Consider the following 21,123-nt stretch of genomic DNA (forward strand, 5'->3'; position numbering starts at 1 on the left):
AGTCATACAAGATACTTCTCAGTTATCTCTTCAAAAGAGCCAATTTCAACTACTACCTCTCCTGGTAAAGACATTGAACCGCAACTAAGATGAACAATGGAATGTATTTGAGTTATTCCAACGTACTCATCATTTTTAATAGTGTTTCCGCATTTAGGACAAGCCATTGCGATTTTTTCTGCCATGAACTCAGCTCCTTTCTTTCTATTATATAAGGAAGCGAAGAGGATTTTTGTAAAGATTAGGTAAATAAAAAAGAGCAGCCGCAGCCAGTCATCCTTGCTCAATCATCATTATCGGCAAAACATCCACCATCATTTCTTGCCAATCTTCAAAATTAATCACATCTTCATGAAACTAATTAAAAACACCAAGGTTCCAAGATTTAGAACCTATTTTAAAAGCATTTTTTATTCTTCCTATTCTCCAAGTTCTTTATATTGCTACCTGTTTTTTCAAGAAGAAATAATAGAGCGATTTAAAATTGATGAAATATTAACATTCAACTTTAATAGAGCCTTGTTTTAAAAAATGCAGGTTATATGTTCAAAGGGTTAAAAAGAAAAGTTGAAAATCTGGAACAGAAATAAGGTGTTTGATGAAAAACTTATACTTTTCTCATAGTGTTTTTATTTTTTAATTATTTTTGATTCACATGAAGGGTGTGTGTAGGGTGGTGAACTCAAACAATTTACTACCCAAAAGAGCTGATAGGAACATGTGAACGAAGGTGTTCAAGCCTGTTGTAACAATGTTTTCTGTTCAAATCTGGTACGATCAGACAGCTTATGTCACATTGACAGGGTAGAGGTCGCTGGTTCGAACCCAGTAGGAATCATTCATACAGAGAGAGCGAGAGCCCAGCAATATCAAGGGTTTCCGCTCTTTTTTTGATTGGTACAGTTTGTAGGTGAAACGACTGAAACAGGCATTTCGGGGACAATTTGGGGACAATCAAAAAAACACCACTTAAAAACGGCGTTTTTTTTGATTATGACTTATACGAAGATTTACAACTCCTTATTTAAAATGTTTAGGATTATGATTACCAAAAGCGAAGTATGCTGGTTCAATTTTCCCTTCTACATTCCATTCATAGCCATAATCCAATTCGGGCTCATCCTTAAAATACACAACTGCTAGAAAACGATATTTACCTGAATTTTCAAGTCGTGAAGCTCTAACTTCTAAACGAAGAATATCATTTTCCGTTACACCTTGCTCATTGTAAAGATGTTCACGTACATCTTTCTCTAATTGTGCCCCAGTAAAAGGGTTTGGTATCATATAATAAACGCCTAAAGCTATAATGAGCAGCAAAGTAAGCACTGTATTTACTATTTTTTTCTTCATCTTAGACCCTCTAATTCGAGCATTCAAATCACGACCTACTCCATTTGACTTTAGTTTAAAGACGGGTTGGCTAACATCCAGCATAGGCTTTCTCGTTCACAAAATCTGTAAACAGTTGAACGATCGAGTTAACAACATGAATCTTTAATGGTTAAAGGTAAACTTGTGCTGCAAACACCGGTTTCAGGCAAGTCCAGTTCTACTTTCTCCGCAGCTGCATTATCACCGGTGAGGCGTGCAATAATAGATCGAACTTGTTCATATCCAGTTGCCATTAGAAAGGTTGGAGCACGACCATAGCTTTTGGATCCGACAATATAAAAATCGTTTTCCAGCTGGCGAAGTTCTTTTTCACCATGTGGCCGAACAGTGCCACAGCTATGCAGATTCGGATCAATAAGAGGTGCTAATGCCGCAACACTTTCAGTAGGAGAATCAATGGACGTACGTATTTCCCGAATCATGTTGAGATTCGGACGGTTCCCCGTATTAACAATGACTTCATCGATGTTTGATAGTGTATGCTCTTTTCCATCCTGATTTCCGATAATCTTTACCTGATCGCCATCCTGTTTTACCAATTGAATAAGATAAGGCGTCATCACCTTTACAGCGTCTTCGTCGACAAGACGGTGAATCCGGCTTCCTAGCGCGCCTCTCGCTTCAAGGGCATCCTTTTTTTCTCCGCCGTAGGCTTCTTCCACATGCTGCCGTCTCATAATCCAGAGGATGTCGGTTTCTGGGTATTCTTCTTTTAATTGAGCGAGATCAAGTAAGGCATTAATAGCTGAATGACCACCGCCGACAACGGCAATGCGCTTATTGATATAACGCTCTTTTGCCATATTTAAAGAATCAGGAATGCCATAAAAAATGTGATCTTTAGCCGCTTTTTCATCATCCAGCCAAATCCCGCCGGTGTTCGCAGGGTTAGGATTCCCCCATGTGCCGGAAGCGTCCAGAACTGCTCTTGCTTCGTAGGTTTTAAATTGGCCATTCTGCTTGGTGTAGAGCAGAAATGAAGCGTTTTCACGATTGGCTGTTTTCATTTTATCGATATCTTTTCGGCTAATCGACAGTACTTCGGTATGGAAGTGGAGGTAAGGGGTGATTTCTGGTACGGCCGCCAATGGGCGCAAATATTCTTCAATAAGCTCTTTCCCCGTAGGAAGTTTATCTAAAGACGGGGTCATCCAGCCGTTCTTTTCAAGAAGTCTTGAAGATGCTTTATCGATGTTGTACCGCCAGGGTGAAAATAATCTGACATGCCCCCACGTTGAAATATTAGCCCCTTCGTGTGAACTTGTCTCAAACAAGATAAAAGACTCTCCTCTTTCGGCTAAGTGCGAAGCAGCAGCCAGACCAATGGGACCGCCTCCAATAATGGCAACAGGTAGTGATGTATTCATGCGTTTTTCCTCCCTTAAGTATAAATCAAATTTTTTTGATTAATAAATTATAAAAGAATCCGCCTCCCTTATGAAGATAATGGCAACAGGTAGTGACGTATTCATACGTTTTCCTTCTCTTAAGTATAAATCAAATTTTTTTGATTAATAAATTATAAAAGAATCCGCCTTTTTATGAAGACGGGTGGAATAAGTAGCAAAATTCTTTAGATAACAATTGATTCATTTCTGATTCGTTTAACGAATAATAGCTCCATGTTCCTTTTGTTTCTTTTATAATCAGTTCTGCATCCAATAAAATTTTTAAATGATAAGACAATTTTGACTGCGACATTTGCATCTCTGGCACAAGATCGCAAACGCAGGTCGAACCTTGTTCACATAAAATGTAAAGGATCTGTAATCGCTTTTGGTCGGCCAGCGCTTTAAATTTCTTTTCATAGTGCTGAAATATGTCCTTTGAGCTTGGTGCGGTTGCAAATGATGTCATTCAATCTCATCCTTTAATCAAAATATTTTGATGTAAATATCATATGCTGAACCAAATCTTTTTGCAAGAAATAAACAAAATTTTTTAATAAAAGCATTTACTTAATTATGCAATCTTCTTTCACGGATACAAAGAAATTAAACCCTTGTCGATAAAGTGCTGCTACTTCTTTTAGATTTGCTTTATCTAATTTAGTGCACCTTTAACGGTCACTGGGGCTTTCTTTAAAGGATCAATATAGGTTGCAACTTTCGAGATATTCCATTCAAATTCTTCTGACAATAGGAAAAGTCATTATTTTTACACTTGAATACAAAGATGTCTTTTCTTGATCTTCTCAAGAGTCTTTATATAAGTAAATACCTTCATCAAAAAAAATTGATTAATTTATTGCAAAAAGATTTTGTTTAGCATATGATATTTACATCAAAAAATTTTGATTAAAGGATGACATCATTTGCAATTGAATCAAACTCAAAGGATACATTTTAGCGCTAGAACATTGAGGGTACTTGAGTATTTAATTTTCGGAAAATTAATTATTATCATAATAGTTTAACTTTAGAGGATAGCAAGTTTTTTGCATGTAAAGCCTCTTATCCTAATTAAGAAAGCATTATTAGCTTTTTCATATAAACGTTTTGATAATACACTCAAGGATATGGTGGGATTTTAATGATGGATACAAAAGTCTTATGGTGGATGTCTATCGCTCAGTTTCTAGCAATGCAAGTCTGGTTTAATTTTTCTGCAATTCTTCCTGTTGTTGAAAAAGAGTGGGGACTGACTCCTATGCAATCTGGATTGATTATTGCATTTTTTCAACTCGGTTATGTAATTGCGATTCTTTTTTATAGCTTTTCAAGTGAAAAATATAATCCCAAAAGCTTCTTGGTTTATGGAACGATCATTGCGGGAATAACCGGGCTGATTTTAAGTTTCTTCGCTCAAGGCTTTTGGTCAACACTCATACTTCGGACTATAAGCGGTATTGGAATTGCAGGTATATATGTACCGGGGATACGCATCCTTTCGCATATTGCGCCTTCACATCAAAGAGGTAAGGTGCTCGGTGTATACGCGGGTTCGTTCGTGATCGGCTCGGGGTTTTCATTGTTTGTATCTGGATTGTTTATAGAGGTACTTGGTTGGAGGGGTGTTGTTCTCCTTACATCCATTTTTTGTTTAATTGCAAGCATCATTTTCTTTTCACTAAAATTACCACTAATAGAGGGACAAGGTAATCATCTAAATTGGAAGAAAATAAAGCAAGTGTTTAATAAAACGAACAATCTTATAAATGGAGGATATGCGGGGCACTCTTGGGAATTATATGCTATGTGGGCATGGATAGGTCCATTTCTAGTATTTTATTTTTTGCAGCAAGGATATACAGAAGAAGCAGCGATGAAATACGGAAATATTATAGGTGCATTCGTCATAATGATTGGAGGAATCGCTACATACACAGGGGGGAGAATTTCCGATCATCTTGGTAGAGTGAAATCTGCAAATCTATTTTTAATGATGAGTATTATTTGTTCTTTAATGATAGGTTGGTCTATTCAATTACCAATCATACTTATGATTTTATTAGCACTCATTTATGGCTTTACAATCGTTGCAGATACGGCGATCTATACCGTCTCTATCACCGAGATCAATGATCCTGATGTCATTGCACTCGCATTAGGCGTTCAATCGGTCTTAGGATTTACCGTCACCATCTTTGCTCCACTCGTATTTGGATTTTTTCTTGACGTATTTAATTGGGGCGTTGCCTTCACAATTATTGGAGTAGGAACCATTAGTGCACCAATCTGCATGTTAATCCTCGGAAAAATACAACATCATACAAACTTACATCAAGGCAACAAATAAATAGAATGATCAATCAGAAAAGAAAGGATGTTATTTAGGTAGAAACCACAGGGCTCTATCCTTTAGCAAGGGACAGTCTGTGATTTTTTTGTTAGTCTATGCGCTGAAGGTAGCTGTTGAAAATCAGTCTTAATTCTTTTTCTAAATGGTCTACTATGATGTTTAAATCAGCGTTTTTCATGAAAGAAATCCCTTATTAACGGTTCTGGTGCGAAAATAATTTGATAAAAAGATAGAACCTATATTACCCGCTAACTTGCGAGTTATGGTGCTATCCCGAACAACTTATGTATGAATTCAACTTCATTTTGGGCAGACTTCACTCCTTGGTGAACTTGCCCTTTTTTTATCATATGCATCGCTTCAATGCCACTCAATATATAAGTGGCTGTTTTATACGACTTGAATCCCAACATAGAGCGCACATGTTTCTTAATGAAACGGTGATCTTGTTCTACTATATTATTGAGATATCTAACTTGTCTTATTTGTATGCCTTCCAGCATACGTTTCTCTTCTTCCAACTCTTTAATTGCTACAGGATAGGTTGGATTCTTGTCTACTGTTATGACACGAGGCTTAGAAACATGAAAAGACAGCAAAGCTTTCTTAAAGAAGCACTTTGCAGCTTGGTTTTCTCTTGTTTTACTAAGATAAAAATCAATCGTGTTTCCTTTGGAGTCCATTGCACGATATAAGTACATCCATTGACCTGATATACGTTTCGTCGACTCTCCAAGAGTCATTTGTTGGTCGAAGATGACGCCGTACTCTTTCATCTAATTTCGGGCTATATTTTCCGGGCTATATTGATGAACCCAACGCATAATTGTTGTGTGAGCCATCGATAAGCCCCGTTCTTCCATCATCTCCACCACATTACGAAAGCTCAAGTTGTACCGCAGGTACCATCTCACCGTTAACAAAATAATGTCAGGCTGATCATGTTTCCACTTGAATAAATGTTGCTTTTTCATACTGATCACGCACCTTTTTTTAAGTAATAGTATCAGTATGTCCAAGATTTAAAGATGATTTGCAACTGTCCCTAAGTTTTTGCACCAGGACCCCGAGAAGAATATCCAAGCCAACTTGAATGTAGGAGCATAAAATAAAGAAAACTCTAAGAGAAAGGAGAGGAATGAATTGATAGTTACGAAAAAAAATTTTATTTATACAGTACAGAAAGGGGACACTCTTTTTTCAATAGCCAGCAGATTTGGAAGTTCTGTTAAAGCGATTGAGGAAGCAAACCATTTAACTCCACCTGTTACAGATCCTGGGCTTATCTATCCGGGAAATGTGTTAGTTGTTCCAATTCTTTTAGAATCTGGAAGAGTATCTTATATTGTAAAAGGCGGAGATACAGTCAGTGGAATCGCATCGAGGTTTAGCACATTTACAGATCTAGTTTCCGGTATAAACAATTTGAACATGAACAATCTAATAGTGCCGGATCAACGGTTACAGGTTCCTGTGTGTATCTATGAAATACAATCCGGAGATACGCTTTTCGCCATTTCACGCAGGTTTGGAATTTCACTTTCAAGAATAACCAAATCAAATCAGGGACGCCCAGGTTATCAAGAAGACCTTATCTGGCCAAAGTTTTATTTGATTCTCCCTTTGCCAACATCTCAAAATATTGTTGTATGGTCCCCCCTACCTGGAGCAAAAGTTGTTAGCGGACAGCAAGTACAAGGGCAAGCAAGAGCATTCGAAGCCACTCTTAATCATGAACTAAGAGATGCAAATGGAGTGATAGTTTCCAAAGAGCGCTTTACAACTGCCGATGCAGGAGCTCCTGAATACGGAAAATTCAGAAGTACATTGCCTTTTGACAAAATGCCTACAGCAAGTACAGGAGAACTTCGTGTTTTCACAAGAAGCGCTAAAGATGGGAGTATTCAAGATCTTGTAAGAATGAAAGTAATTTTTTAATCCTAATTCTATGTTTACCGGTTCTGGTGCAAATAATTGAGGAAGATATAAAGAGGCGAAAAGTTTCCTAGTGGAATCTGGTCTTAAGCAGTAATTCCAAATAGTTGATGGATGAATTTCACTTGATTTTGGACAGACTTATCCCGTAAAACAAATTGCCCTTTTTTTACCATATGCATAGCTTCTATTCCAGAAATAATGGACGATGCTGTGCGAAAAGATTTCAATCCTAACATCGACCGAACTCGCTTTTTAATAAACCGATGATCTTGTTCCACTATGTTATTGAGATATTTCACTTGCCTTATTTGGATGCCTAATGGCATCTTTTTTTCTTTTCTCAATTCTTCAACGGCTATAGGGTAAGCCGGATTCTTATCGACTGTCACGACACGAGGCTCAGAATGATGAAAAGACTGCAAAGCTTTCTTGAAGTTTTTGCACCAGAACCAAATCTGATGTAGCTTTAAAAGTTTGATTAAATTAACGATATTAATCTTGATATGAGAGCAAATATAATACAATATAAGAATTACATACTCAGAACTTATCATAATCAGAAAGGTGATAATAAAATGGAAAACTATTATCTATTTGTCCTTATGTGTATTTTTCTAATTATTTTACCCGGTCCCGATACTGCAATCGCTACAAAAAATACTGTCACCGTTGGAAGAATCGGGGGTCTTAAAACAGCCTTAGGTAATTGTTGTGCCCTTCTTATCCATACTTCTGCTGCTGTATTAGGACTTTCAGCCATCATTGTGAAATCAGCGTTATTATTTTCTGTCTTCAAATACGTTGGTGCTGTTTACTTAATTTATCTGGGTGTCAAGACATTATGGTCTATGAAGAAAAAGGAAGAAGCAGCAAGCATTGCGATGAACACAAAAAGCCAGTTTGTAAACACATCTTGTTTTAAACAAGGGTTCCTTACAAATATCCTAAATCCCAAAGTTGCTGTCTTTTTCTTAACCTTTTTGCCTCAATTCGTGGACTCTGGAAGCAATACCTTTTTACCGTTTCTTATAATGGGTATCACTTATACGGTATTGACTGCCGTATGGTTTTTACTTTATATCTATTTAATTAATCAGATTAGTGTTTTTATGAAAAAACCTAAAACACAAAATATTATTGAAGGAATCACAGGTACTATACTGATAGGTTTTGGTATAAAACTGGCTCTTGAAAAGACTCATAATTAGATTATTTTTTTTATAAGGTAAGACCCTTGATTTCCCTAAATCGAAGGGTCTTATTTTTTGCCGTAATAAATTATCTTTATCAATCTTGTTAAATCTAACTATCCCTTTTGAAGCGAACGTACATAGGCAGCTTCCTCTGAGGTAATAGGTATCAGCCAAGTCATCTCTTGTTATTTAACAATCCGGCCTCATCGCTTAACATATCTATGAATTTTGCTAACGACGTAGGCAGATATGTATCTTTTCGGTGAATGAATATTGTTTTGACTTTTCCATATGGGCTTGGAATTAAATGATGCCTAAGTGTTCCTTCTTGAACTTGTCTTTCTATCACACTATAAGGGAGCATGCTTATGCCTAAACCCGCAGATACACAGCCGATAATCGCTTCAAGTGTGCCAAACTCCATGATTTTATTAGGAGTCACTCCCTCTTGATGAAACAATTGTTCGAGCTTGGCCCGGTAGGAACAGCCCGTACGGAATACAAGGAGAGTCCGGGTTTGAATATCTTTGATAGAAGATAAGGGAGGGTGGATTGTGTCTGTAACGAGTACCATTTCCTCTTCTATTACTGTCTTTTGAACGAGCTCGGGATGTTCAATAGGCCCGGCAACAAAGGCTCCATCAAGTTCATACTGAAGAACTCCTTGTACATTTTGTTCAGTAGGGCCCGTTTTTAAAGTCAAATCAACATCAGGATAATTGTGATGGTACTTTGAAAGCAATTCAGGCAAGCGAACCGCGGCGGTTGTTTCCATGGACCCGATAATTAAAGGGCCTTTTGGTGTTTGGTCGTCTTTCATCACCTTGTTGGTCTCTTCGATAAGATGAAAGATTTTTTCAGTGTTTGTCAGTAACAATTTTCCTTTAGCTGTTAAGGTGGTTCCACGATTGTGTCTATAAAACAAGGTTGTTTGAAGAACAGTTTCCAACTGCTGAATTTTGAGAGTGATATTGGATTGTGCGTAATTAAGCTCTCTCGCCGCTTTTGATATACTACCCAGCTTTGCAACAGTCTGGAAAATTTTTAATGTATGCAAATCCATAAAAATTTCTCCCCCCTCGGCATCTTCCTTTTGTCATCTAATTTACTGATACCCAATATCATTTTTATGTATTATACCATATAGCAAAAAACAACTAAGATAAAAATATAAATAATTTCAGTCGGAGGTGAGAGGTTGAATAAATATCCTTTTCTGTTTTTAATAGGGGGAATCTTTGCATTAATGATTGCAATGGGAATTGGAAGGTTTGCCTATACTCCCATTCTGCCACTTATGCAAAATGCTCTTTCTTTTTCTGACGCAGTTGCGGGATACCTAGCTTCAAGCAATTACGCAGGCTATTTCCTTGGAGCCATTTTAACAGGAGTTCTTCCCTTGAAAAAACACAAAACCTTTTATTTGAGGATAAGTCTCATGGTTAGCGTTTTAACTACCCTGGGTATGGGTCTATCTCACTCTTACTTACTTATGCTTGTAATCCGTTTTATTTCAGGTATTTCAAGTGCCTTTATCTTTGTTTTAGCTTCGAGTATTGTCTTAGATAAACTTGCAGCCAATGGTAAAACACATTGGTCAGGTTTATTCTATGCAGGAGTGGGATTTGGAATCTTTTTGTCTAGTCTAATTATTCCGAGTTTGAACCATTTATTTTATTGGGAAGGAGCATGGCTAGGTCTAGCCATTGTTAGCGCAATCCTTGCTATCTTCGTATGGATGTGGCTCAAAGATTCCCAAAACAATGTGACAAAAAAGGATACACAGGAAGTTCTTACATATTTACCTCCCGTCAAATGGCTTCCTTGGTTAATTGCAGCATACGGACTGGAAGGGTTGGGTTATATTGTCACAGGTACATTTATCGTATCGATTGCTGAAAAGACCTCAACCTTTAGTACAGATCCTGCCTTAGTTTGGATGGTGGCAGGGGTGGCTGCGATTCCATCTTGTATCATCTGGTCATCACTTGCTAAAAAATGGGGATTCGTTAAGTCACTAATGTTTGCAATGGCTTTGCAATCTCTCGGTATAGCGATGCCTGTCTTCTGGATGTCTCAAACAAGTTTATTTATAAGTGCAGGATTATTTGGAGCTACCTTTATGGGGATCACTACACTTGCTACAACACTGGCTCGCCAAATGAGTCCATCTAACAGCAGTCGAATCATTGGCTATCTTACAGCTACTTATGCTATTGGCCAAATGATAGGACCAACAATTGCTGGAGTCTTATCTTCATTCACCCACGATTATAATGCTGCTTTGCTAGGAGCTGCTAGTACAGTAATAATTGGTACATGCTTACTTTTAAATGGAATTAAATTTGAGAAGAAACCAAACCTGGATATTTCACCAATAAATTATAAAAAACTATAAAAATAGAAAGAGGTTAATCATTATGCCATATGTAAACATAAAAATCACAAATGAAAATGTTACCCCTGAAAAAAAGGCATTACTTGTTAAAGGTGCAACACAATTACTAGTTGACGTCCTTGGTAAAAATCCCAATACAACGGTTGTAGTAATCGATGAGGTTAATACTGATAATTGGGGGATTGCAGGAGAAACAATAACAGTTCGTAGAAAAAATGGTCAGTAAAAAAGTAAGCGGCCATAGCGATCCTTCTAAATAAAATAATTGCAATGTATTGTGTAGGAACCTTGATTTTCCATGGTTATGTTATGTGCTTCCGTTATTTTGTCTTAGGTGCTGCACTTTATACTACAGTTTGTCAGGTAAACCGATGATCTTGTTCCACTATGTTATTGAGATATTTCACTTGCCTTATTTGGATGCCTAATGGCATCTTTTTTTCTTTTCTCAATTCTTCAACTGCTATAGGGTAAGCCGGATTCTTATCGACTGTCACGACACGAGGCTCAGAATGATGAAAAGACTGCAAAGCTTTCTTGAAGAACCGCTTTGCCGCCTTGTGATTTCTTGTTTTACTTAGGTAAAAATCGATGGTATTTCCTTTCGAATCGACAGCACGATACAGGTACAACCATTGACTTTTTACTTTGATATATGTTTTATCGACTCTCCAAGAGTCATTGGTTTGCTTGAGATGACGACGGATTCGTTTGTCTAATTCAGGACTATACTGATGAACCCAACGCATGATCGTTGTATGAGCAACGGATAAGCCCCGTTCCTCCATCATTTCCACCAAATCATGAAAGCTCAAGTTGTATCGTAGGTACCATCTTACTGTTTGTAAAATAATATCATGATGATAATGTTTCCACTTGAATAAATGTTGCTTTTCCATACTGATCACGCACCTTTTTTAGAGTAATAGTATCAGTATGTCCAAGATTAAAAGATTATTTGCAACTGTCCCTAAGTTTTTGCGCCAGAACCGTTTCAATTAACAAGGACGTGTAAGCGTGCCTAAACGAATGCTGTGCTAGATGCATCTTAATATAAATTTTTATATTCTTTTTGAAGTTTTTTTGGAGAAAGATTGTATTCTTTTTTGAAGAGTCTGTAAAAACTTGAGTAATCAGGAAAACCGCATTTTAAGGCGATTTTCTCTATGGAGATCTGATTTTGTTTAATCATAGTTACAGCAAAAGATAGACGCTTTAATGATACGTAACGGTAAAAGGGTAGGTTCATGTTCTTTTTAAAATAATGAGAAAAATAGTATTTATTTAAATGAAAATAATTAGATACATTGTCTAAACTTAAATCCGGCTCTGTCAAATATGATTCAATGTATTCTAGTATAGATACGAACCTTTGGTCTAGTTCATCTTTGTTACTAAGGTTGGGCATACTACTTGCGGGGTCGAAGATAACTTGAAGTGCTTGAAATAATAGGTAATGCAATGTAAAAGAAGAATTTTCTTCACCATTTTTTATTCTATGAGTTATTTCATGAAGTAAAGAAATGATATCTTGGGAATTTTTTGAATGCAGATGTAATACATAAGAACCTTGTGTCTTTTGATAAACAATATTTTCTTTCATAGATGGTGAACTAGATAGAAAGTCGTTCATTAAATGCTCACTAACGCTAACTATTATGCGCTCATAGTTATCGATACTCTTAACAATAGCTTTATGAACAGCATAAGGAGGGATCACCACAACATCCCCTCTCCTTAAGGAATATGTCTTTCCTTCACAAAAGAATTCACACTCCCCATCTAAAAAAACAAGAACCTCCAAAACATCGTGCCTGTGCAATTGGAATAAAGACTCTAATTGGGAAAATTTCTCGGCTGATTCGTTGTATTTCTTGAGCCAATCGTGGGATTGATTTTTTTTGCTAAAGTAATGAATTTCAAAACCTTTATTGATTACTGGAATAAGAACAGATTGTTTCATTTGATGTCATCCTCTCATATAGCAACAATTACAATATTTTAAACAATAAACGCCATTTAAATTTAACTTTTTGTTGTTATTATACCACTATAGAAGAAAGCGATAACAAATTCAATTCAAGGACATAATTAGGAGAAGACCAATTTTAGGAGGCGTTAAAATGGAAATTAACCATAAACAACCCGATTTAGAAGTCAGAGTTAAGAACATCATTGAAGTTGATGGATTAAAATTTAAAGATTTGAATAACGATGGGAAACTAGATCCTTATGAGGATTGGCGTTTGAGTCCGAGAGAACGCGCGGAGAACCTAGTCTCACTGATGAATATCGATGAAAAGGTCGGTATGATGCTGATTAATACGCGCAAAATGGGACTTTCTCAGGAAGATAAGGAAAAGACAAGTCATGATGGTATATTAGACGAGGCTATTGTAGAAAAAGGGGAAAATATATTTGCCGCATCAAAAGTATATGGAACAACACATACCATCGAGAAAAGAAATTTACGACACTTCATTTTAAGAGACAACTTTAGTCCAGCTGAAATGGCAGAGTGGATTAATAAAATGAATGAAATCGCTGAGGGAACGCGTTTAGGTATTCCTTGCTTGGTTACATCTAATTCAAGAAATGAAAATGCAGAATCTATCTTTGGTATGAATGATGCAGGGGGAATTTTCTCTACATGGCCTGGAACTTTAGGACTTGCAGCGGCAGCCAAAGGAGATATTAAAAACGGTGAAGATGCATCACTTATTAGCGAATTTGCTAAAATCGCTCGCGAAGAGTGGGATGCTACTGGTATCAGAAAAGGTTATATGTACATGGCGGATACTGTTACAGATCCGAGATGGCAACGAACGTATGGTACGTTTGGGGAAGATCCAGAATTTATTTCTGATGCTATTGGTCGCCTTATCGACGGATTCCAAGGTGAGGAATTAGGGAAACACAGTATTGCAATGACAACGAAGCATTTTCCTGGCGGAGGAGCAAGAGAAAATGGATTTGATCCTCATTATAAAGAAGGAAAGTGGAATCTTTACCCAACTCCAGGAAGTTTAGAAAAATATCACTTACCACCATTTAGAGCAGCGGTAGAACATGGTACATCATCTATCATGCCATATTATTCTATACCAAGTATCAAGAAGAGTGTGGTACAAGAGTTTGAGGGTGAAGACATTCCATTCGAAGAGGTAGGCTTCACATTCAACCACTATTTTATTAACCATATTCTAAGAGGAAAACTTGGATTTAATGGCTATATCAATAGTGACAGCGGCATTGTGAATAATATGAGCTGGGGAGTAGAAGAATTAAGTGAGGCTGAACGCTTTGCGAAAGCAGTCAATGCTGGGACAGATATAGTTGCTGACACAAATGATATAGAAAATCTTAAATTAGCTGTTAGCAAAGGATGGATTAGTGAAAAGCGTATTAATGAAGCGAATGTACGACTCCTTACAGAAATGTTTACTTTAGGTATTTTCGATGATCGTACATATAATTCACCAGAAGAGGCTACAGCTGTAGTTAGTAACACAGCGAATTGGGAAGCAGCTTATGAAGGGCATAAAAAATCTGTAACGATACTTAAAAATCAAAATGAGACCTTACCATTAACAGCTGAAAAGCTTAATAATAAAAAGATTTATGTGGAAGTATTACACAAGGAAGTAGAACGAGCAACAAAGTACACTGAGCAGGCAAGAAAAGAATGTCAAGAGCTCGGACAATTTACGATGACTGATAACTATGAAGAAGCTGACGTAGCGATCATGTTCTTACATCCAAAATCTGGTTCTTATTTCAACGCGACACCTGGACTATTAGAGCTTGATATTTGTGAGGATAAAGTAGTATCAGCTTTAGATGGCACATTGTATCAAGAAACTACTTTAACTGGTATGAATCATCTAAAAGAAGTGAAAAACAACATTCATAACCGTGGTGGAAAAGTGGTTATCAGTGTTAATGTGACATTGCCCTGGATACTTGGAAGTGTTGAACCATTGGCGGATGCATTGATCGCTGGATATGATACCTTCTATAATGCGCAGCTTGAGGTTATCGCAGGCAATAGTCGACCAGTAGGTGTTTTACCATTGACATTACCAGCGAGTGGGGAAGTAATTGCGGTTTATCAGAATGGTGATTGTGTGTCTAGAAATGATGTACCGGGCTATGACAAGGACAAATATATGCCTGAAGGACTCAACTATGCATATAAGGATAGCGATGGTAATATCTATAAACTTGGTCATGGACTAACCTATTAAAATTTGTCCCGCATTAACGGGCAGTAAGACCCCCACTTCAAGACTTCGGAAAGAAAAGAAGAATAAGGGGGGATCAACTGCCTGTAAAAGCCCTATTGGTTCAACTAACATTTAGTGGGGGATAAAGAAAACCCTCATTGAATGAAGTTTCACTTTATCATGACACTATTTTGACCACAATCCATTGTGGTAAACAACCCGACTTTTACTAAATGTAAAGGTCGGGTTGCTTTTTTATTTTCAAGTGTTGAAAATAATGTTTAAAAAAATAGTAGCTGAGAAAACAGAGAGTGAGTTCAACAATATTACTGAGGAGGAACGTTTAATGGCTAAGAACAACCAGAACAATCGCAACAGAAACAATGATGGCAACATGACTGTCGAAGAAGCGGGAGGTAAAGGTGGACAAGCCACCTCAGCAAACCATGACAGAGAATTTTATGAAGAGATAGGACGCAAAGGCGGCGAAGCCCGTGCCAGAAAGCGTAATAACAATTAAATAAAAGAATAAAATGTACTAACACATATAAATAATTTGATTAAGTAAGAAAAGAAGGGCGCCCAATAAGTCGGATTTTCGCCGCATTGGGCGTCCTTTTTTACGTCAATGGAGGCAGCCTTTTCTTTCATTGATTATTAAAAATGGTTCATCTGATTACACAAAAAAGAGTTTTTAGGTTAAAAAGAGAATGCTTTTTGCTGATTTAAACAGGAATAGATTTAAGAAAAAGCCTTTTACTCAACAGTTTGTGTCTATTATGTAAATTATTGCATTCCGCAAAAAAATCAACACTAGTGTTTAACAGAGCCTTATTTTTAAGTATTCTCTAATGTGCAGTCAATTCCACGGCATTAAATTCCATAGCCAACCGACTGACCAGCTGACTATAAAGTCATATGAATGCAAAACAGTCCCCATCTTTAGTTGGTGGAGGCTGTTTATAATTACTTAATTATCTTCTTCGATTGTTTCAACAAGAATAAACAGAAAATGATAGATGAGGCTTAAAGCATCGCCTAAAGACATCTCTTCCTTAAATCCATCTACACTATTCAAGGAAAAATTGACATCCCATAGTCCATCACCTTGGTTGAACATTAAACTGTATGTTCCAATCTCTCCTTGGAGTTCATTATTTAAGTAAGCCTTTAATACATTCCCCATTTTCTTCTGGAATTTCAAGCCGAACAAGGCATTGTATGTTCCGAACACATCATCGACTTCCAATGAAAGTGTCTCAACCCCGATTAATTCAAACCATGAAGATTCGAAGTAAAGGAATTCGCTTTTATTGATTTTTAGATATTCAAGGGGTTGTGATAAAAATGCAGCTGATTCTTCCGAAATCAACTCTTCGTTTTCTTTATTACTGCGCTCGATATAAGCATCAGTAAAGCGGGTAATATTTTCTTTTTCTACTATAGTAAAACCATTTGTCAAGTGATGCCTTTCTGCATATTCCTTTTCCTCTTTAAACAATTCAACCTTATTCTCACTTAAAGCTTTTGATATGTATATTTCCATTTGTTTTTTTAACATGGTGAGTGTCCTCCTAGTATCTTTTCATACCTGTTTCATTCAATCATAGCATATAAACCACGGGTTAAATAACTGCAACCGAGCAGGATTATTCCTGCATATAAAATGCAAAACAGATGACTGTTTAGAAAATAGAGAAGACTGGGAAGAGTCATATCGAGAAAAAGCTGATGAGTAGATGAATCGCATTAGTCTATTAATCAAAAAACACCAAGGAAATGTGGTAGAAATTTTACCCTAAAACTCAACTATATATTAAAACAAGTATATAAATTGTGAAAAGATGTACTTAAACTAACGAAGCAGGTTTCTTTAACAACGAATATTTATAATTTACCTACAAACATTAGAATTGAAGCTAGAATAGTAAACCAAATGAGACACGCTTTTCCCCTCCCAACATATTATTTAATAAGGAAGTGAGAAGGGAGGGAGGGATAGATGGTCAATTTATTTCCAGTTGAAATAAATGGACATATCTTTTTAGGCATCTCTGTTATGTTGCCAAAAACAGGTTTAGTCATGGTTACCAGCGAAAAAGGATATATTATGTGTGGGGCTCTTGATGTCTCATTGCTAAATGAGAGGTTGAGTGATAGGAAGATTATTGCTGGTAGAGCGGTTGGTGTAAAAACAGTTGAACAGCTTTTAGAAGCACCGTTAGAATCAGTTACATTGGAAGCAGAAGCAATCGGAATTCATAAAGGTATGCTTGGAAAAGACGCTATGTTAAAAATGATTTAAGGAGGAAGTCAGTCATTTTGGCTGACTTTTTAATTGTCGGGATTTTTTGTTTTTTCATTTTTAAAAAATCAATGAAAATAAAGGTAAAACAGGTGAACGGGTAATGAAGACACTATTAGTCGTGACAGGTTTATACCATGTAGTAAAAGGAAGAAATTGGTATGAAGAGGATTTGTTTTCTTTCTGTATAGGTATGTATAGATGGGGGGTGGACTTAAACCTTTTACCATCTAAAAGGGCGGATAGGGACGTATGAATGTTGGTATTTAAGCAATGAATCCGAACCTTTATCTTTTATTAATCCTTTAAAATCACTTACAGATACGGAGGAGCCCGCATTTGATTCGTCTTATATGGCAGGTAAAATGCCGGAGAATCTACGTCGTGCAATGGCTCCGTTCTTCAATGCGGCTGAACTGTACGATATGTACGGAGTGCTATTGCGTGCTAAAGCGTCTGTCGACCGGTCTATCACCGTTGAGGACGACGAGCAGGCCTATATTAAGGCGTTCAAGTCGCTTGTATATTCGTTATAAGATCGGAAAGGTGTGCAGTCTTAAAGGCGTGCTGTATACCGCTTGGAAAGGCCGTCACACATGGCGTTAAATTCCGTCAAAGCGGCTTACTAGACGTATGGCAGCAGTAACGTAAACAAGCATTCAGAAATAGCGGGGAACGGGGCCGAATAACGAAAAAAAGCCACGGGGGGCCGTAGCGATAAAAGGAAATGTGTGAGTGGTAAATTGTGCCGCATGTTAAACGTTACCAGACGCAGTGGAACCGTAAACCTTCCATAAAAAAAGGCCGCGGAAGGGAACCGCAGCAAAACAAAAATGTCCAGGAGGTTAATTTATTAAACGTTACCCGCTGCGACGGAAGTATAAACCAATATTACGCAATTTTCGACATGGGTCTGCAAATATGTACGAGTTGGGCGCCATTACAGCTTGAGAACTCCGGGGGGAAGTCGCTGAAATGGCGCCTAATCGTTTAAATTAGTATTTCACGAATGAAGCACCAACAATGATTAAAAGAATGAACAACACTACAATCAGCACAAAAGAGCTGCCGTAACCACCGCCGCTGTAACCACTCATATCATTTGACCTCCTCTACGAAAAAGTAACGAAGCAATTATATAAATCAATTTCTAATAATTGATCTGTAATAATTGTTCTATTTTATATGGTATGAATATAGAAACGTATTGGATTAAGCGTTTGTCTCTACTGATAATCTTTTTTGTGAAAGAGACTAGTAAGCAAGGAGTACAGTGAACTAGTATTATTTCTTAAGAAAATTACAAATAAAAAAAGCCTCATGGTTTTTAATTTCCACAAGGAGCTTTTACATTTAGTAATAGAAGAAAACGGTCAAATCAACGTTACATTGCGTAGTGTTTCGTTGTGCATTATTGTGCATTTTACAGGCACGGAGGTCGAGATGGACAAGCCCTTAAAATGTTTTGGAGGCGGCTGGACTGGCTGAAAGCGGACGTTAATGCCGAACTCAGGGTGTCGTGTGATGCTCGATTATAAGCGGTTTACGTCGGTCTGCATCGGTCTAATCGGAATATGGCGCATTATATAGAAGGAACGCGTTTTTTTGTTACCGAAAATTTCCGGTTTGACCGATCGCACCGCTTATCCATCGGATACCACGTTCAGGAGACGTATGGCCTGAAAATATCGGGGATCCGCCGTCTATAAAACGAAGGGTTTAAAGACCATAGGGTGTAATTCTATGGTTGCTCCTGAAAATTGTGAAAAATAAAAATTGCAAGAAGTTATCCTGCAATTTTTCAAAAAAATGTCGTCAGAACCCCTTAATAAAGTGTAGGGATATGTTTTATTAAAATATGAATTTCCCTGCCGCAACTAAGGCAGCAATTTGAGCAGCGGCTTTGATAAAATCAATTAAAAAACCTCTCCATCCTGAATCTCGATTAACAGAAGTTTGTATTTCATCTAATTGTTTTTGAATTTGATCTAATTTATATATCATGGTTTCCTTTTTTATCAGAAGCATGCTAACTTCCTTTTTTATCTTATCCATATCTTCTTCCAAACGTTTCACTTTTTCTTCTAAAACGTCAATGTTAATCACTTCGTTTCACTTCCCTTAGTCCCCATAAAGCAAGAATAGAAATTGCAAAATAGATCCCTGTTCCAGTACTAAATGGATCTTGTGATAAAATGAATGCTGCGGAAATGAGACTAAATAAAAATGCGGCTAATAATAATGCGACCTTGCGGATCCAATGGTTTTCCTCCCAGACGAGACTAAGTACATGGACAATGAAGGCTATTAAAAAGATATATCCCCATCCGTTTTCATTCATAATTTGCTTAAAAGTTTGAAATAGTTCAGCTCGTTTCTCAAATGTTCTGTCGTCTACCAGCAGAACTAATGACCACCATCCTGTAATAATAGTTAAAAATAATTCAATAATTGGAACACGTTTTTGTTTTTGCATAGGACATCTTCTTTCCTGAAATGATATAGGTATTTTCTACCCTTGAATAGCTTATTTGTTTAGAACTATTTATAATATTTTGTGTATTTAATGTTCGCTCTTACAAATTATGATTTTCGTTATATACTTGTGCTATTAAAAAGTGCATATATGAAATAAAAGTTACTTATGTAGGCATTTTACTGATTTCAGCAATTTGAAGGGATTTTTTTATAAGGGATAGCGTCAGGAAAGCGCGGATTTACAACGTTAAGAACTTTCAATTATAAAAATCCCGACTTATCTATTCTCAGGCCCTAAAAAGGAATTTCCGGAATAAAAGGAGCGTACCAAAAAGTACGGTCTTCTAGTGTCGGTTTTTTGTCTGTTTTTCAGACAGCAGAACCGCTTTCCGAAACAGCTCAAAAGATAGGATTGAATCATCACGTTGATCAGTGGTGCAGTCTGACTAATGCTACTGAGTTTCGCGTGCTTTGGTTCGTCAGCAAATACGCGGTCAAGTATCCCGGCACTGCTCACTTAAAGGCGGCTACCATTGCGGAAGGCTTAGAAGTTAGCACAAAAACCGTTTATCGTGCATTGAAAGCGCTGGCTAACTTCGGCGCTATTATTAAGCACGTTACAACTCGGCCTGTCAGAGGTGGTCAAGGCGCAAATATATACGTTGTGCCGCCCGTTTGTGCCGCTAATGTCCAACCGGACTTGTCCAGCCGTAAGGAAGCAACAAAGCCATGTGAGAGTAAGCGCGAAGCCGTTAAAACGGAAAAGGAAACCGCTTCTCTATTAAGCTATAAATCTTTATTACATAATACGTATCAAAGACCGTTTTACCGTCGTTTTAAAGAGTTCATTTCGAATACTATCGGCGATAATCAACCGCTGATTAGCCGTCTGTATGGAGTGTATAAGGCGCATTCTACGCCGCTAACTAAGTACGGATCATTCGAACGGACAGACGTTGAACATGCCGGATATGAAGCATTGCGGGCGTCAGTAATGGCGATGAAATCGAAGCGCATAAAGAACCTGGCCGGCTACTACAACGGTACGCTTGACCGGATGCTGGACCGTTTAGTCAGCGAGGAAAGCGAGCGTGTTCTTGCGAAAATGTAGGCCGCAAATCGACGCCAAAAACACATGGCTGTATCGGTATTAGTCGGTTTGATGGCCGCACATTTGGCGCGATCCCTCTGTACAATATATTGCGCAATACAAACAGGAGCGCCATTTCAACGATTGAGAACTCCGGGGGGAAGTCGCTGAAATGGCGCCTGATCGTTTAAATTAGTATTTCATGAATGAAGCACCAACAATGATTAAAAGAATGAATAACACTACAATCAGCACAAAAGTGCCGCCGTAACCACCACCGCCGCCGCAATCGCCGTAACCGCCTTGTTGACCACCGTAACCCCACATATCATTTCAACTCCTTTATAGAAAGGTAGCGA

The 21,123-nt window shown here is 37.5% G+C and carries 23 protein-coding genes and 2 pseudogenes; 10 read left to right on the forward strand and 15 right to left on the reverse strand.

From position 1 onward, the window contains the following. Nucleotides 1–2 precede the first annotated feature (2 nt). The 4 genes from A3M5_RS0100770 to A3M5_RS0100785 form a co-directional block, all read right to left on the reverse strand. Nucleotides 3–185, reverse strand: a complete 183-nt coding sequence (locus A3M5_RS0100770; RefSeq protein ID WP_018391843.1) for a hypothetical protein — start codon at nt 183–185, stop codon at nt 3–5. 835 nt (nt 186–1,020) lie between these two features. Beyond that, on the reverse strand, nt 1,021–1,353 hold the full coding sequence (locus A3M5_RS0100775) for a DUF3139 domain-containing protein (protein WP_018391844.1): 333 nt from the start codon (nt 1,351–1,353) through the stop codon (nt 1,021–1,023). A gap of 128 nt (nt 1,354–1,481) precedes the next feature. Further along, nucleotides 1,482–2,762 (reverse strand): FAD-dependent oxidoreductase, encoded by a 1,281-nt coding sequence (locus A3M5_RS0100780; protein WP_018391845.1) that lies wholly within the window; start codon nt 2,760–2,762, stop codon nt 1,482–1,484. Nucleotides 2,763–2,934: 172 nt separating this feature from the next. After that, a complete protein-coding gene (locus A3M5_RS0100785) occupies nt 2,935–3,252 on the reverse strand; it encodes an ArsR/SmtB family transcription factor (protein ID WP_018391846.1) in 318 nt (105 codons plus the stop codon). Nucleotides 3,253–3,927: 675 nt separating this feature from the next. On the opposite strand from A3M5_RS0100785, the gene A3M5_RS0100790 reads away from it, so the two are divergent. Beyond that, nucleotides 3,928–5,133 carry an MFS transporter gene (locus tag A3M5_RS0100790; protein ID WP_018391847.1) on the forward strand — a complete coding sequence of 402 codons (1,206 nt, stop codon included), beginning with the start codon at nt 3,928–3,930 and terminating at the stop codon, nt 5,131–5,133. A gap of 263 nt (nt 5,134–5,396) precedes the next feature. Here the strand turns inward: A3M5_RS0100790 and A3M5_RS21890 are convergent, their stop codons facing one another. After that, complete coding sequence (locus tag A3M5_RS21890; protein WP_286130477.1) at nt 5,397–5,912, reverse strand: IS6 family transposase; 516 nt, start codon at nt 5,910–5,912, stop codon at nt 5,397–5,399. Further along, a complete protein-coding gene (locus A3M5_RS26330) occupies nt 5,913–6,110 on the reverse strand; it encodes an IS6 family transposase (protein ID WP_018391848.1) in 198 nt (65 codons plus the stop codon). 169 nt (nt 6,111–6,279) lie between these two features. Here A3M5_RS26330 and A3M5_RS0100800 point away from each other — a divergent pair, with 169 nt between their 5' ends. Then, entirely contained in the window at nt 6,280–7,074 is a 795-nt protein-coding gene (locus A3M5_RS0100800; RefSeq protein ID WP_018391849.1) for a LysM peptidoglycan-binding domain-containing protein, read from the forward strand. 83 nt (nt 7,075–7,157) lie between these two features. Here A3M5_RS0100800 and A3M5_RS21895 read toward each other — a convergent pair. Next, nucleotides 7,158–7,508, reverse strand: a pseudogene (locus A3M5_RS21895) (DDE-type integrase/transposase/recombinase); the annotation flags it as partial. Nucleotides 7,509–7,649: 141 nt separating this feature from the next. Between A3M5_RS21895 and A3M5_RS0100810 the strand changes: the two are divergent. Then, a complete protein-coding gene (locus A3M5_RS0100810; protein WP_018391851.1) occupies nt 7,650–8,282 on the forward strand; it encodes a LysE family translocator in 633 nt (210 codons plus the stop codon). A 160-nt stretch (nt 8,283–8,442) separates the two neighbouring features. On the opposite strand, the gene A3M5_RS0100815 is transcribed toward A3M5_RS0100810, so the two are convergent. Next, nucleotides 8,443–9,330 (reverse strand): LysR family transcriptional regulator, encoded by an 888-nt coding sequence (locus A3M5_RS0100815; protein WP_018391852.1) that lies wholly within the window; start codon nt 9,328–9,330, stop codon nt 8,443–8,445. A gap of 135 nt (nt 9,331–9,465) precedes the next feature. On the opposite strand from A3M5_RS0100815, the gene A3M5_RS0100820 reads away from it, so the two are divergent. After that, nucleotides 9,466–10,665: a YbfB/YjiJ family MFS transporter gene (locus A3M5_RS0100820; RefSeq protein WP_018391853.1), complete on the forward strand. Its 1,200-nt coding sequence runs from the start codon at nt 9,466–9,468 to the stop codon at nt 10,663–10,665. A 22-nt stretch (nt 10,666–10,687) separates the two neighbouring features. After that, nucleotides 10,688–10,891: a tautomerase family protein gene (locus tag A3M5_RS0100825; protein ID WP_018391854.1), complete on the forward strand. Its 204-nt coding sequence runs from the start codon at nt 10,688–10,690 to the stop codon at nt 10,889–10,891. Between the two features lie 139 nt (nt 10,892–11,030). Here A3M5_RS0100825 and A3M5_RS21900 read toward each other — a convergent pair. Next, nucleotides 11,031–11,564, reverse strand: a pseudogene (locus A3M5_RS21900) (IS6 family transposase); the annotation flags it as partial. A gap of 149 nt (nt 11,565–11,713) precedes the next feature. Beyond that, on the reverse strand, nt 11,714–12,628 hold the full coding sequence (locus tag A3M5_RS0100835; protein WP_018391856.1) for an AraC family transcriptional regulator: 915 nt from the start codon (nt 12,626–12,628) through the stop codon (nt 11,714–11,716). Nucleotides 12,629–12,788: 160 nt separating this feature from the next. Here A3M5_RS0100835 and A3M5_RS0100840 point away from each other — a divergent pair, with 160 nt between their 5' ends. Further along, entirely contained in the window at nt 12,789–14,912 is a 2,124-nt protein-coding gene (locus A3M5_RS0100840; protein ID WP_018391857.1) for a glycoside hydrolase family 3 protein, read from the forward strand. Nucleotides 14,913–15,237: 325 nt separating this feature from the next. Next, entirely contained in the window at nt 15,238–15,411 is a 174-nt protein-coding gene (locus tag A3M5_RS26335; RefSeq protein WP_034298835.1) for a KGG domain-containing protein, read from the forward strand. Nucleotides 15,412–15,861: 450 nt separating this feature from the next. Here the strand turns inward: A3M5_RS26335 and A3M5_RS0100850 are convergent, their stop codons facing one another. Continuing rightward, entirely contained in the window at nt 15,862–16,452 is a 591-nt protein-coding gene (locus A3M5_RS0100850; RefSeq protein ID WP_018391859.1) for a hypothetical protein, read from the reverse strand. A 441-nt stretch (nt 16,453–16,893) separates the two neighbouring features. Between A3M5_RS0100850 and A3M5_RS0100855 the strand changes: the two genes are divergently transcribed. Together A3M5_RS0100855 and A3M5_RS0100870 are read left to right on the forward strand one after the other, a co-directional pair. Beyond that, nucleotides 16,894–17,196 (forward strand): YunC family protein, encoded by a 303-nt coding sequence (locus tag A3M5_RS0100855; RefSeq protein WP_018391860.1) that lies wholly within the window; start codon nt 16,894–16,896, stop codon nt 17,194–17,196. A 365-nt stretch (nt 17,197–17,561) separates the two neighbouring features. Further along, complete coding sequence (locus A3M5_RS0100870; protein WP_155894642.1) at nt 17,562–17,732, forward strand: hypothetical protein; 171 nt, start codon at nt 17,562–17,564, stop codon at nt 17,730–17,732. A 459-nt stretch (nt 17,733–18,191) separates the two neighbouring features. On the opposite strand, the gene A3M5_RS24160 is transcribed toward A3M5_RS0100870, so the two are convergent. The 3 genes from A3M5_RS24160 to A3M5_RS0100885 form a co-directional block, all read right to left on the reverse strand. After that, nucleotides 18,192–18,293 carry a YjcZ family sporulation protein gene (locus A3M5_RS24160; RefSeq protein WP_018391863.1) on the reverse strand — a complete coding sequence of 34 codons (102 nt, stop codon included), beginning with the start codon at nt 18,291–18,293 and terminating at the stop codon, nt 18,192–18,194. A 754-nt stretch (nt 18,294–19,047) separates the two neighbouring features. Further along, nucleotides 19,048–19,302 carry a hypothetical protein gene (locus A3M5_RS0100880; RefSeq protein ID WP_018391864.1) on the reverse strand — a complete coding sequence of 85 codons (255 nt, stop codon included), beginning with the start codon at nt 19,300–19,302 and terminating at the stop codon, nt 19,048–19,050. After that, the gene (locus A3M5_RS0100885; RefSeq protein ID WP_018391865.1) at nt 19,295–19,672 is read right to left on the reverse strand and encodes a hypothetical protein; all 378 of its coding nucleotides are present in this window, start codon (nt 19,670–19,672) and stop codon (nt 19,295–19,297) included. Before A3M5_RS0100885 ends, A3M5_RS0100880 begins: the two co-directional genes overlap by 8 nt. Nucleotides 19,673–20,032: 360 nt before the next feature. On the opposite strand from A3M5_RS0100885, the gene A3M5_RS21915 reads away from it, so the two are divergent. After that, the gene (locus tag A3M5_RS21915) at nt 20,033–20,785 is read left to right on the forward strand and encodes a helix-turn-helix domain-containing protein (RefSeq protein ID WP_018391866.1); all 753 of its coding nucleotides are present in this window, start codon (nt 20,033–20,035) and stop codon (nt 20,783–20,785) included. Nucleotides 20,786–20,956: 171 nt separating this feature from the next. On the opposite strand, the gene A3M5_RS23965 is transcribed toward A3M5_RS21915, so the two are convergent. After that, nucleotides 20,957–21,091, reverse strand: a complete 135-nt coding sequence (locus A3M5_RS23965) for a YjcZ family sporulation protein (protein ID WP_018391867.1) — start codon at nt 21,089–21,091, stop codon at nt 20,957–20,959. Nucleotides 21,092–21,123 lie beyond the last annotated feature (32 nt).

It is taken from the genome of Bacillus sp. 37MA (assembly GCF_000372765.1).
GTDB classification, from domain to species: domain Bacteria; phylum Bacillota; class Bacilli; order Bacillales; family Domibacillaceae; genus Domibacillus; species Domibacillus aminovorans.

What these genes read in the sequence shown, in the direction of transcription:
- A3M5_RS0100770 (WP_018391843.1), bottom strand. Translation starts at nt 185, where the DNA reads ATGGCAGAAAAAATCGCAATGGCTTGTCCTAAATGCGGAAACACTATT.
- A3M5_RS0100775 (WP_018391844.1), bottom strand. Translation starts at nt 1,353, where the DNA reads ATGAAGAAAAAAATAGTAAATACAGTGCTTACTTTGCTGCTCATTATA.
- A3M5_RS0100780 (WP_018391845.1), bottom strand. Translation starts at nt 2,762, where the DNA reads ATGAATACATCACTACCTGTTGCCATTATTGGAGGCGGTCCCATTGGT.
- A3M5_RS0100785 (WP_018391846.1), bottom strand. Translation starts at nt 3,252, where the DNA reads ATGACATCATTTGCAACCGCACCAAGCTCAAAGGACATATTTCAGCAC.
- A3M5_RS0100790 (WP_018391847.1), top strand. Translation starts at nt 3,928, where the DNA reads ATGATGGATACAAAAGTCTTATGGTGGATGTCTATCGCTCAGTTTCTA.
- A3M5_RS21890 (WP_286130477.1), bottom strand. Translation starts at nt 5,912, where the DNA reads ATGAAAGAGTACGGCGTCATCTTCGACCAACAAATGACTCTTGGAGAG.
- A3M5_RS26330 (WP_018391848.1), bottom strand. Translation starts at nt 6,110, where the DNA reads ATGAAAAAGCAACATTTATTCAAGTGGAAACATGATCAGCCTGACATT.
- A3M5_RS0100810 (WP_018391851.1), top strand. Translation starts at nt 7,650, where the DNA reads ATGGAAAACTATTATCTATTTGTCCTTATGTGTATTTTTCTAATTATT.
- A3M5_RS0100815 (WP_018391852.1), bottom strand. Translation starts at nt 9,330, where the DNA reads ATGGATTTGCATACATTAAAAATTTTCCAGACTGTTGCAAAGCTGGGT.
- A3M5_RS0100825 (WP_018391854.1), top strand. Translation starts at nt 10,688, where the DNA reads ATGCCATATGTAAACATAAAAATCACAAATGAAAATGTTACCCCTGAA.
- A3M5_RS0100835 (WP_018391856.1), bottom strand. Translation starts at nt 12,628, where the DNA reads ATGAAACAATCTGTTCTTATTCCAGTAATCAATAAAGGTTTTGAAATT.
- A3M5_RS0100840 (WP_018391857.1), top strand. Translation starts at nt 12,789, where the DNA reads ATGGAAATTAACCATAAACAACCCGATTTAGAAGTCAGAGTTAAGAAC.
- A3M5_RS26335 (WP_034298835.1), top strand. Translation starts at nt 15,238, where the DNA reads ATGGCTAAGAACAACCAGAACAATCGCAACAGAAACAATGATGGCAAC.
- A3M5_RS0100850 (WP_018391859.1), bottom strand. Translation starts at nt 16,452, where the DNA reads ATGTTAAAAAAACAAATGGAAATATACATATCAAAAGCTTTAAGTGAG.
- A3M5_RS0100855 (WP_018391860.1), top strand. Translation starts at nt 16,894, where the DNA reads ATGGTCAATTTATTTCCAGTTGAAATAAATGGACATATCTTTTTAGGC.
- A3M5_RS0100870 (WP_155894642.1), top strand. Translation starts at nt 17,562, where the DNA reads ATGCCGGAGAATCTACGTCGTGCAATGGCTCCGTTCTTCAATGCGGCT.
- A3M5_RS24160 (WP_018391863.1), bottom strand. Translation starts at nt 18,293, where the DNA reads ATGAGTGGTTACAGCGGCGGTGGTTACGGCAGCTCTTTTGTGCTGATT.
- A3M5_RS0100885 (WP_018391865.1), bottom strand. Translation starts at nt 19,672, where the DNA reads ATGCAAAAACAAAAACGTGTTCCAATTATTGAATTATTTTTAACTATT.
- A3M5_RS23965 (WP_018391867.1), bottom strand. Translation starts at nt 21,091, where the DNA reads ATGTGGGGTTACGGTGGTCAACAAGGCGGTTACGGCGATTGCGGCGGC.